Genomic DNA, 11,615 nt, shown 5'->3' with positions numbered 1-11,615 from the left:
AGGGTGTGACGGGAGGCCGGCCGCAGGGACCTGGCGCGAGGCCAGCGGGTCCCGGGCCGGTTCGGATTCCCTGGGCGGGGCAGGCGGCCGGGGAATCGGGCCAATATAATAGACACCGAAGCCGCGCCTCCGGGCGGCCGGTTCGTCCCCTGGGGGCCGGCCGGGCCGGAGACCGGCCGCTCCCCCGCGGATGCGCCGCCGGCTTCGGTGGGCGAGGGCGAGGTGGGCTGGAATGAACCTGGTGCCGTACGTCATCGAGCAGACCAACCGGGGCGAGCGGGCCTACGACATCTACTCGCGGCTGCTCAAGGACCGCATCGTCTTCATCGGCACGCCCATCGACGACGTGGTGGCCAACTCGGTCATCGCCCAGCTGCTGTTCCTCCAGACCGACGATCCGGACCGGGACATCTCCATCTACATCAACAGCCCGGGCGGCAGCGTGGACTCGGGGTTGGCCATCTACGACACCATGCAGCACATCAAGCCCGACGTCGCCACCTACTGCGTGGGCCTGGCGGCCAGCATGGGCGCCATCCTGCTGGCCGGGGGCACCAAGGGCAAGCGCTACGCCCTGCCCCATTCCCGGATCATGATCCACCAGCCCCACTCCCAGGTTGGCGGCACCGCGTCGGACGTGAAGATCTACGCCGACCAGCTGCTCAAGCTGCGCCAGGTGGCCAACGAGATCCTGGCCAAGCACACGGGCCAGCCCCTGGAGCGGATCGAGCGGGACACCGAGCGGGACTTCTTCATGACCGCGGAGGAGGCCAAGGAGTACGGGATCATCGATCACGTCCTCGAGCCTCGGGCCAAGCGGTCGGACGGGTAGCCACCCGGCAAGAGAGGGGTCGTCATGTTCAAGTTCACCGACGAGAAGGGCCAGTTGAAGTGCTCGTTCTGCGGCAAGTACCAGGACCAGGTCAAGCGCCTGGTGGCCGGGCCGGGGGTCTACATCTGCGACGAGTGCATCGAGCTCTGCAACGACATCATCGAAGAGGAGCTCAGTGAAGAGGCCGACGTCGAGCTCAAGGACCTGCCCAAGCCGGCGGAGATCAAGGCCTTCCTGGACCAGTACGTCATCGGCCAGGAGCGGGCCAAGAAGATCCTCGCCGTGGCGGTGTACAACCACTACAAGCGCATCCACCTGGGCGGGCGTATCGACGACGTCGAGCTGCAGAAGAGCAACATCCTGATGATCGGGCCCACGGGCTCGGGCAAGACCCTGCTGGCGCAGACCCTGGCCAAGCTGCTGAACGTGCCCTTCGCCATCGCCGATGCCACCTCCCTGACCGAGGCGGGCTACGTGGGCGAGGACGTGGAGAACATCCTGCTCAAGCTGATCCAGGCCGCCGACTACGACATCGAGCGGGCCGAGCGCGGCATCGTCTACATCGACGAGATCGACAAGATCGCCCGCAAGGCGGAGAACCCGTCCATCACCCGCGACGTCTCCGGCGAAGGCGTGCAGCAGGCCCTGCTCAAGATCCTGGAGGGCACGGTGGCCAGCGTGCCGCCCCAGGGCGGGCGCAAGCACCCCCACCAGGAGTTCATCCAGATCGACACGACCAACATCCTCTTCATCTGCGGCGGCGCCTTCGAGGGGCTGGACAAGATCATCTCCAGCCGCATCGGCCGCAAGGTGATGGGCTTCGGCGCCGAGGTCCGCAGCAAGCAGGAGACCAACGTGGGCGACATCCTGCGGCACATCATGCCGGAGGACCTGCTGAAGTTCGGGTTGATCCCCGAGTTCGTCGGCCGGTTGCCGGTCATCGCCACCCTGGACGCCCTGGACGAGGACGCCCTGGTGCGGATCCTCACGGAGCCCAAGAACGCGCTGGTCAAGCAATACCAGAAGCTGCTGGCTCTGGACAACGTGGAGCTGGAGTTCGAACCCGAGGCCTTGCGGGCCATCGCCCAGGAGGCGCTGAAGCGCAACACCGGAGCCCGGGGCCTGCGGGCCATCGTGGAAGAGCTGATGCTCGACCTGATGTACGACCTGCCGGGCCGGGACGACGTGGCCCGGGTGGTGATCACCGAGGAGACGGTGCGCCACCGCCGGGAGCCCATCATGGTGACCCGGGAGCGGGCGAAGAAGCAGGAGGAGACGGCCTGACCAGCGGCGTCGCGGCCCGCGGCAGGCCGGTCGCCGGGGCCGCGGGCGCGGTGCCGGAGGCGGGATGGGACGGATCGCCGGGCGGGTTGAGTGGCCCGGTCCCAGCGGACGGCGGACAAGCTTCAATAGAGCGGTGGAACGGCGCGGCGGGTTCCTCTAGGGCCTGCCGCGCCGGCCGCTTTCCGGGGGCGGTGCTCCCCTGGCGGCCCTGCCGGCCATTGGCCTTGGGTGCCGGGGTGAAGGCGGCGGGCGGGGCAGATACTAGGAGCGATTTCCGGGATGCCGCCCTGCTGCCTGCACGGCGGCATCCCGCCCACCAAGCGCGAGGGGAGCCCGCCGGCCATGGACTACGGAAGCATCATCACCTTCGTCCAGTTCTTCTTCGCCGTGGTGATCGGCCTCTACTTCTGGAACCTGCTCAAGGCCCAGCAGGGCAGCAAGGTCGCCGTCCGCAAGGAGTCGCGCAAGGAGCAGGACCGCCTGGCCGCCTTGCGCGCCATCGCCTTGACGGAGCCGCTGTCCGAGCGGACCCGGCCCCAGCGGTTCGAGGACATCGTCGGCCAGGAGGAGGGCCTGCGCGCCCTGCGGGCGGCCCTGTGCGGCCCCAATCCCCAGCACGTGCTGATCTACGGCCCGCCAGGGGTGGGGAAGACCGCCGCCGCCCGGCTGGTGCTGGAAGAGGCCAAGCGCAACCCGCGGTCGCCCTTCCGACCCGACGCCGCCTTCGTGGAGATCGACGCCACCACCGCCCGCTTCGATGAGCGGGGCATCGCCGACCCGCTGATCGGGTCGGTCCACGATCCCATCTACCAGGGCGCCGGCCCCCTGGGGGTGGCCGGGATCCCCCAGCCCAAGCCGGGCGCCGTCACCCGGGCCCACGGCGGCATCCTGTTCATCGACGAGATCGGCGAGCTGCACCCGGTCCAGATGAACAAGCTGCTCAAGGTCCTGGAAGACCGCAAGGTCCTCCTGGAGAGCGCCTACTACAACCCGGACGATCCCAACCTGCCCGCCCACATCAAGGACGTGTTCGAGAACGGCCTGCCCGCCGACTTTCGCCTGGTGGGGGCCACCACCCGCATGCCGGACGAGATCCCGCCCGCCATCCGGTCGCGGTGCGTGGAGATCTTCTTCCGGCCGCTGACCCCGGAGGAGGTGGGCCTCATCGCCCGCCGGGCCGCCGCCCGCCTGGACCTGCCCATGGACGAGGGGGCGGTGCGGGTCATCGAGCGCTACGCCCGCAACGGCCGGGAGGCGGTGAACATCGTCCAGATCGCCGCGGGGCTGGCGGAGACCGAGGGCCGGCGGCGGGTGACCACCGCCGACGTGGAATGGGTGGTCAACACCGGCCAGTACACGCCGCGGCCCGAACGGCGGGTGGCCGACCGGCCCCAGGTGGGGGTGGCCCACGGGCTGGCGGTGTACGGGCCCAATCTGGGGACCTTGATCGAGATCGAGGTGGTCGCCAGCCGGGCGGCGGCCGCCGGCCAGGGACGGATCACCCTGACCGGCGTCATCGACGAGGAGGAGTTCGGCGGTGGCGGCCGCCCGGTCAAGCGGCGCAAGAGCACGGCCCGCGGCTCCGTGGAGAACGTGCTCACCGCCCTGCGCCGCCTCTTGCCGGTTCATCCCGCCGACTACGACCTGCACATCAACTTCCCCGGGGGGATCCCCCTGGACGGCCCCTCTGCCGGGGCGTGCCTGGCGGCGGCGATCTACTCCGCCCTGACGGGGGTGCCCGTGGACAACCAGGTGGCCATCACCGGGGAGGTCAGCGCCCGCGGCCTGGTCCGGGCTGTGGGCGGCATCCAGGCCAAGGTCGCGGCGGCCCGCCAGGCCGGTGCCCGGCGGGTGATCCTGCCGCGGGAGAACTGGCAGGAGTCCCTGGCCCGCTGTGGCCTCGAGGTGATCCCCGTGAACACCGTGGATGAGGTCCTGCGGGCGGCCCTGGTGAAGGAGGAACCGGCCGCGCCGGGGGCCGGCCGGGAGGTGGCGGCCCAGGTGTTGACGGCGGCGCCCCAGGGATCGTCCTGAGGCGGCCGGACCATGTCCTGACGGGCCTGCCGGAAAGTGCTTCTGCCATCCGGTAGGAATGGCGCTGCCGTTCCCCGAACCCCTATGGCCGTGACGCGCGGCGGCCGGCCGTGACCCGGCCGCCGCCCCAATTGGGGACGAGGGGAACGGCAGGCGATGACCATTCTGGCACGGGGGCAGCGGGTGGTCCTGACCCCCCTGACCCCCTCCGACCTCCCCTGGCTGGTGCGCTGGGAGCAGGATCCGGAGATCGCCCGCTTCGCCGGGCGGCGTTTTGGCAACCTCGCCGAGGCCCAGGCGTGGTGGCGAGCGGTCCAGGCCGATCCCCGCCATGTGGCCCTGGCGGTACGCACGCCCGCCGGGCGGCTGGTCGGCGACGTGGAACTGGTGGAGATCAACTGGGTGCGCCGGGAGGCGGAGTTGCGGATCCGCATCGGGGACCGGACCCTGCGGGGTCGCGGCCTCGGCCGCGCCGCCGTGGAGGCAGCCGCGCTATACGCGGCCCGCCTTGGGCTGCGGCATCTGTTCTTGCGCGTCGACGTGCGCAACGTGGCGGCCCTGCGGTGTTATCGCGCCGCCGGCTTTCGCTGCCTGGCCCGGCTGCGGGCGGGCCGGCGCAAGGCGGACGGGGTCGCGGACATGTACCTGATGGGACGCTCCCTGGCGGAGGTCCTGGCGGCCGCGCGCTGACATCCGGCCCAAGCGGCCTTGACAGGGGTCGCTTTCCTTCATTTACACTACAGTCAACCCAATCCAGCCGGCGCCGCCGCCGGGGAAGGGCGGGTTTCGTCAACCCCGTGGCGGCGGGCCGGTTGCACCGGCGATGACGGGGAGGAGTAAGGGCCGCGCCCCGGCCAGAGAGAGGCGCCCGCAGGCTGCAAGGCGCCTTCCGGTGAGGCGGGCCCCGAAGTCGCCCCGGAGCTCCCGTACCGAAGGCGCCCGCCGTGCCCACGGCGCAGGCCGGTTCCACCGCCGGGTGGTGACGGGTGCAGGTAGGTCGGGCGGCTGGCGCCCGTGATCGCGCCGCGAGCGCCCCGCCGGTCAACGGGCAGGGCCGGTGGCGCCCTGGCCACGGCCGGTGGCGGTCCCGGTTCGCCTGGCAAGACCGCCCCGCGGCCGCGGGCGGCGGCCGGCCAGGGCCACCAGGGCGGCCGGCCAAGGGCCCAAAGGGAACGGGTCCTGGGCCGGAAGCGGTGGGGCGGAAGAAGGGTGGTACCGCGAGAGCAGGGCCTCTCGCCCCTTGGGGCGAGGGGCCCTTTGGTTTCTGCCCTTGGTTTTTGGGGAAAGGGAGGGAACGAAGATGGCGAGCCCCGAACAGGTCCAGCCGGCCACCCGGCCGGAAAGGGCGCCGGCCTCCACACCGCCGGCCGCCGCGCCGGACGCGGCCTTGCCGACGCGCTACCGGCCGCAGGACTTTGAAGAGGACGTCTACCGCTTCTGGTTGGAGCAGCGGGCCTTCCACGCCGACCGGGAGGCGCCGGGGCCCACCTTTTCGATGGTGATCCCGCCGCCCAACGTCACGGGCAACCTGCACATCGGCCACGCCCTCAACAACACCCTGCAGGACATCCTGGCCCGCTGGCACCGGATGCAGGGGGACGTGACCCTCTGGGTGCCCGGCACCGACCATGCCGGCATCGCCACCCAGCACGTGGTGGAGGTGCGCCTGGCCAAGGAGGAGGGCTTGCGCCGCCAGGACCTGGGCCGGGAGAAGTTCCTGGAGCGGGTCTGGGCGTGGAAGAACCAGTACGAGGCGAACATCCTGGGCCAGCTGCGCCGCCTGGGCGCCTCGGTGGACTGGGACCGGCTGCGCTTCACCATGGACGAGGGCTGCAGCCGGGCCGTGCGCGAGGTGTTCGTCCGGCTCTACGAGAAGGGCCTGATCTACCGCGGCGACTACCTGGTCAACTGGTGCCCCGAGTGCCACACGGCCCTGGCCGACATCGAGGTGGAGCACGAGGAACGGGAGGGCCGGCTCTACCACCTGCGCTACCCGCTGGTCGACGGCGAGGGCGCCGTGGAGGTGGCCACCACCCGCCCAGAGACCATGCTGGGCGACACCGCCGTGGCCGTCCACCCCGAGGACGAGCGCTACCGGCACCTGGTGGGCAAGCGGGTGCGGCTGCCCCTGGTGGGGCGGGAGATCCCCATCATCGCCGACCCCTACGTGGACCCCGATTTCGGCACCGGCGCCGTCAAGGTGACCCCGGCCCACGACCCCAACGACTTCGAGATGGGGCGCCGCCACGGCCTGGAGCAGGTCCAGGTGATCGGCTTCGACGGCCGGATGACGGACGCCGCGGGGCCGCGCTACGCCGGCCTGGACCGCCAGGAAGCCCGGCGCCGGGTGGTGGCTGACCTGGAGGAGGGGGGCCACCTGGTCAAGGTGGAGGCCCACCGGCACAACGTGGGCGTCTGCTACCGCTGCGGCACCGTCATCGAACCCCTGATCTCCCGCCAGTGGTTCGTGCGCATGAAGCCCCTGGCGGAACCGGCCATGGAGGCGGTGCGCAGCGGCCGCACCCGCATCGTGCCGGAGCGCTTCACCCGGGTCTACCTGCACTGGCTGGAGAACATCCGCGACTGGTGCATCTCCCGCCAGATCTGGTGGGGCCACCGCATCCCCGCCTGGTACTGCGAGGACTGCGGCGAGACGGTGGTGGCGCGGGAGGATCCCGAGCGCTGCCCCCGCTGCGGCAGCCGGTCGCTGAAGCAGGACGAGGACGTGCTGGACACCTGGTTCAGCTCGGCCCTCTGGCCCTTCTCGACCCTGGGCTGGCCCGACCGGGACAGCCCGGACCTGCGCCGGTTCTACCCCACCTCGGTGCTGGTCACGGGCTACGACATCCTGTTCTTCTGGGTCGCCCGGATGATGTTCATGGGCCTGGAGTTCATGGGCGACGTGCCCTTCCGCACGGTCCTGCTCCACGGCCTGGTGCGCGACGCCCAGGGGCAGAAGATGTCCAAGTCCCGCGGCAACGTGGTCGATCCCCTGGAGGTGATCGACAAGTACGGTGCCGACGCCCTGCGCTTCACCCTGGTGACCGGCCTGGCTCCGGGCAACGACGCCCGCTTCTCCTGGGACCGGGCGGAGGCCAGCCGCAACTTCGCCAACAAGCTGTGGAACGCGGCCCGGTTCGTCCTGATGAACCTGCAGGACTTCGATCCGGCGCGGGGCGAGCCCCGGCGGGACAATGCCGCCGACCGCTGGATCCTGGCCCGCCTGGACGCGGCGACGGCTGACGTCCAGCGGCTGCTGGAGTCCTTCGAGCTGGGTGAGGCGGCCCGGACCCTGTACAACTTCATCTGGGACGAGTTCTGCGACTGGTACATCGAGCTGGTGAAGCCGCGCCTGGCCCTCACCGGCCAGGCCGCGCCGGGCTCCGGCGCTCAGGGGGCGCGCCAGGCCGGCGGCGTGGGCGGCGTGGCGGACGAACCGGCAGCCGGGGCGGCGCCCGCGGCAACCGCTGGTGCTCCCGCGGCGGCGGATGCGGTGGATGCGGCGGGCGATCGCTACGCCGCCCAGTACACCCTGTGGCAGGTGCTGGAGCAGACCCTGCGCCTGCTCCACCCCTTCATGCCCTTCATCAGCGAGACCATCTGGCAGCGGCTGCCGCGGCCGGCCGGCGCGCCGGCGACCCTGGCCCTGGCGGCCTGGCCGCGGGCCGGGGAGGCGCGCCCGGCCGGGGCGACGGCCGCCGACGACGAGCGGATCGCCCGCTTCCAGCGGGTGATCGACACGATCCACGGCCTGCGCAGCATCCGGGCGGAGTTCCGGGTGCCGCCGGGCCGCAAGGCCCACGTGCTGATCTACGCGGACGAACCGGCCCAGGCCGAGGCCTTCGCCGAGCAGGCCGAGGCGATCCGGCGGCTGGCCGGGGTCGACCGGTTGGAGATCGCCACGGGCAGCGGCCAGCGGCCCGCCCAGGCGGCGGCCTACGTGGGACCGGGCATCGTCGCCTACATGCCCCTGGCGGGCCTGATCGACCTGGAGGCGGAGCGGCGGCGCCTGGCCCGGGAGCAGGCGGAGGCCGAGGCGGCCCTGGAGCGGGTGCGCGCCAAGCTGCGGAACGAGGGCTTCGTCACCCGGGCCCCTGCCGAGGTGGTCGAGCAGGAGCGGCAGCGGGAGCGGGAACTGGCGGCGCGCCTCGACCTCCTGCGGCGCCGGCTGGAGGAACTGGGCTGAGGGTGGCCCGGCCGGCCGCGGGGCCGGCGGTGAAGGCAGCACCAGCCAGAGCAGCCACGTCACCAGCCAGCGCGGGCACGGTCCGAGCGGGTACGGGCACGGTCAGAGCGGCACGCAGGACGGGCGGCAAAGGCCGCCCGTCCTGCATTGAGGGGCTGGGACGGCGAGCCGGCGGGATGTAAAATAATGGTACAGCGCAAGATAATGGCGATCGACATCACTTTTCGACACGAGGGAGGCAACGGCGTGCCGGTACCGAAGAGAGGGACCGTCCGGGAAAGGACGGGAGGTCATGCGACGGAACGGCGGAGGATGGCGCCTGATCGCGGCGGTGCTGGTGGGCAACGCCCTGGGCAACCTGGTGGCCCGCCAGTGGGCGGCGGCGTGGCTGCCCTGGCTGACCCAAGGCCTGGGCCCATCGCTGGAGCCCTTCACCCTGGCCGTGCCCTACCTGGGGGCCCTGACCTTCGGCCTGCGCCTCGAGGTGACGGCCGGCGGCTTGCTGGGGATCCTGATCGCCCTGGCGTGGCTGCGGCGCCAGCGGTAGGATCCCGCCGGTCCCCCGGGCGGGCGCGGGCGGTCACCGGGAGGAAAGGACGGTGAACGGGGCGGGGACGGGGCGGGAGCTGGTGCTGGCCTCATCGTCGCCGCGGCGCGTGCAGCTCCTGGCCATGCTGGGGCTGCCCTTCGTCCAGGATCCGTCCCGGGCCGAGGAACCCCTGCCGGAGGCCCCGCCCGGCCGGATCGACCCGGAGGACTGGGCCCTGCGCCAGGCGTTGCGCAAGGCCCGGGACGTGGCGCGCCGCCACCCCGGCGCCCTGGTCATCGGGGCCGACACCGTGGTCGAGCTGGACGGCCGGCTGCTGGGGAAGCCGCGGGATGCGGACGAGGCCCGGGCCATGCTGGCGATGCTGGCGGGGCGCGAGCACCGGGTGGCCTCGGGCGTGGCCGTGGTCGACGGCAGGAGCGGCCGGGCGGCCACGGGGAGCCGGCTCACCCGGGTGTGGATCCGGCCCCTCACCCCGGCGGAGATCGACGCCTACGTGGCCACCGGCGAGCCCATGGACAAGGCGGGGGCCTATGCGATCCAGGGCATCGGCGCCACCCTTGTCCCCCGCATCGAGGGGTGCTACTTTAACGTCGTTGGCTTGCCCCTGGCCCTGCTGGCCGATCTTCTCTCCCTCTTCGACGTGCAGGTGCTGGGGCGCGCCCCGGTCCGGACCGGCCGGGATCCGGGGGCTGCCGGGCGATGAGGGCGCCGCGGCGGACCTCCTCCCTGCGGGTCAAGGACCTGCCCCCGTCGGACCGCCCGCGGGAGCGTCTCCTGGCGGGTGGCGCCTCGACCCTGAGCACCGTCGACCTCCTGGCCATCCTCATTGGTTCGGGGACGGGCCGGGGCGACTCGGCCCTGGACCTGGCCCGCAGGGTGCTGGCCTACGGGGCCCGCGGCCCGTCCGGCCTCGCGCCGCGGGCTGGCGCCGAGCCCGCCCGGCTCCGGGGCGCCGGCGGCCGGGTGGCGATCGCGGCGGGGCGGGGCGGCAGCGCGGTGGCCGACGGGTCCACCTCCACGGCGGTGGCCGCCGGCGGGGGGACGGGGGGCGATCCGGAGCCCCCGGAGGCGTTGGGGGAGTGGGATGCCCTCCAGTGGCTGGCATCGGCCCGGGCTGAAGAACTCTGCCAGATCCCGGGCATCGGGCCGGCCCGCGCGGCCCAGATCGCGGCCGCGGTGGAGCTGGGCCGGCGGCTGGCCACGGCGCGGCCGGTTCGTCCGCGGGTACGGTGCCCCGAAGACGTTAGCCGGCTGCTGATGGCCGGTATGAAAGACCTGGATAGGGAACATTTTTATCTGGTTCAGTTAAACACGAAACACTATGTACTAGGTGTGGACTTGATCTCCATCGGTACGCTGAACGGGGCCATGGTGCACCCGCGGGAGGTCTTCCGTGCCGCCGTGCGCCGCGGGGCTGCGGCGCTGGTGCTGGTGCACAACCACCCCAGCGGCGATCCCACGCCGAGCCCGGAAGACGTCCAGGTGACCCGCCGGCTGGTGGAAGCCGGCCGCATCATAGGGATCGACGTGCTGGACCACGTGATCATCGGTAACCAGCGGTACGTGAGCATGCGGGAGGCGGGCCTGGTCTGGACGGCAGACGGCTAGGCGCCGCAGCAGGCAGGGCCCGGGAAAGCGCCCGGGTCGGAAGAACGAGGCCGGAAGGCGGCACGGTCAGGGGGCGTTGGTGGTGCTGGAATCGGTATACCGTTACTTCTCGCGCGACATGGGCATCGACCTGGGGACGGCCAACACGCTGGTGTACGTCCGCGGCCGGGGCATCGTGATCCAGGAGCCCTCGGTGGTGGCCGTCCAGGCGGAGACCAAGCAGGTGCTGGCGGTGGGCGAAGAGGCCAAGCGCATGATCGGCCGCACGCCCGGCAACATCATCGCCGTCCGGCCGATGAAGGACGGCGTCATCGCCGATTTCGAGATCACCCAGGCCATGCTGCGCCACTTCATCGGCAAGGCCCTGCGCGGCCGGTCCCTGGTGCGGCCGCGGGTGGTGATCTGCCTGCCGTCCGGCGTCACCGAGGTGGAGAAGCGGGCCGTGGTGGACGCCACCGAGCAGGCGGGGGCGCGCAAGGCCTATCCCATCGAGGAGCCGATGGCGGCGGCCATCGGGGCCGGCCTGCCGGTCCACGAGCCCACCGGCAACATGATCGTCGACATCGGCGGCGGGACGACGGAGGTGGCCATCATCTCCCTGGGGGGCATCGTCACCCACCGGTCGATCCGGATCGCCGGCGACGAGATGGATGAGGCCATCGTCAACTACGTCAAGCGCAACTACAACCTGCTGATCGGCGAGCGGACCGCCGAGGAAGTGAAGATCGCCATCGGCTCGGCGTATCCCATGGACGACGAGGGCTCGGTGGAGATCCGCGGCCGCGACCTGGTCACCGGCCTGCCCAAGACCATCGAGGTGACGGCGGCGGAGATCCGCGAGGCCCTCTCGGAGACGGTGGCGGCCATCGTTGACGCCATCAAGGTCACGCTGGAGCGCACGCCGCCCGAGCTGGCGTCGGACATCATGGACCGCGGCATCGTCATGACCGGCGGCGGTTCGCTGTTGCGCGGCCTGGATCGCCGGGTGGCCGAGGAGACGGGCATGCCCGTGCACATCGCCGAAGACCCCCTGCTGTCGGTGGCTCTCGGTGCGGGCAAGTACCTGGATGTGATCGACAACGTCCAGCGGAGCCTGGCAACCTCGCGCCGCCTGGCCTGAG

9 protein-coding genes are annotated in these 11,615 nt (G+C 71.9%); all 9 read left to right on the top strand.

Going from position 1 to position 11,615, the window contains the following annotated elements:
- Positions 1-232: 232 nt before the first annotated feature.
- Positions 233-832, top strand: coding sequence for an ATP-dependent Clp endopeptidase proteolytic subunit ClpP (gene clpP, locus ACYQ02_RS09725; protein WP_460040235.1), 600 nt, complete (start codon positions 233-235; stop codon positions 830-832).
- A gap of 24 nt (positions 833-856) precedes the next feature.
- Positions 857-2,116 (top strand): ATP-dependent Clp protease ATP-binding subunit ClpX, encoded by a 1,260-nt coding sequence (gene clpX / locus ACYQ02_RS09720; protein WP_460040234.1) that lies wholly within the window; start codon positions 857-859, stop codon positions 2,114-2,116.
- A gap of 342 nt (positions 2,117-2,458) precedes the next feature.
- Positions 2,459-4,150 (top strand): ATP-dependent protease LonB, encoded by a 1,692-nt coding sequence (gene lonB, locus ACYQ02_RS09715; RefSeq protein WP_460040233.1) that lies wholly within the window; start codon positions 2,459-2,461, stop codon positions 4,148-4,150.
- A gap of 156 nt (positions 4,151-4,306) precedes the next feature.
- Positions 4,307-4,840 carry a GNAT family N-acetyltransferase gene (locus tag ACYQ02_RS09710; protein WP_460040232.1) on the top strand — a complete coding sequence of 178 codons (534 nt, stop codon included), beginning with the start codon at positions 4,307-4,309 and terminating at the stop codon, positions 4,838-4,840.
- A gap of 610 nt (positions 4,841-5,450) precedes the next feature.
- On the top strand, positions 5,451-8,336 hold the full coding sequence (locus ACYQ02_RS09705) for a valine--tRNA ligase (RefSeq protein WP_460040231.1): 2,886 nt from the start codon (positions 5,451-5,453) through the stop codon (positions 8,334-8,336).
- 292 nt (positions 8,337-8,628) lie between these two features.
- Positions 8,629-8,883 carry a 2-keto-3-deoxygluconate permease gene (locus ACYQ02_RS09700; RefSeq protein ID WP_460040230.1) on the top strand — a complete coding sequence of 85 codons (255 nt, stop codon included), beginning with the start codon at positions 8,629-8,631 and terminating at the stop codon, positions 8,881-8,883.
- A 52-nt stretch (positions 8,884-8,935) separates the two neighbouring features.
- On the top strand, positions 8,936-9,589 hold the full coding sequence (locus ACYQ02_RS09695) for a Maf family protein (RefSeq protein WP_460040229.1): 654 nt from the start codon (positions 8,936-8,938) through the stop codon (positions 9,587-9,589).
- Positions 9,586-10,494, top strand: coding sequence for a RadC family protein (gene radC, locus ACYQ02_RS09690; protein ID WP_460040228.1), 909 nt, complete (start codon positions 9,586-9,588; stop codon positions 10,492-10,494). The genes ACYQ02_RS09695 and radC overlap by 4 nt, the downstream gene beginning before the upstream one ends.
- A 79-nt stretch (positions 10,495-10,573) precedes the next feature.
- On the top strand, positions 10,574-11,614 hold the full coding sequence (locus ACYQ02_RS09685; protein ID WP_460040227.1) for a rod shape-determining protein: 1,041 nt from the start codon (positions 10,574-10,576) through the stop codon (positions 11,612-11,614).
- Position 11,615 lies beyond the last annotated feature (1 nt).

The organism is Thermaerobacter litoralis, assembly GCF_054654595.1.
Note: the sequence above shows the minus strand (reverse complement) of the source record. Positions and strands in the feature narration are given on the sequence as shown.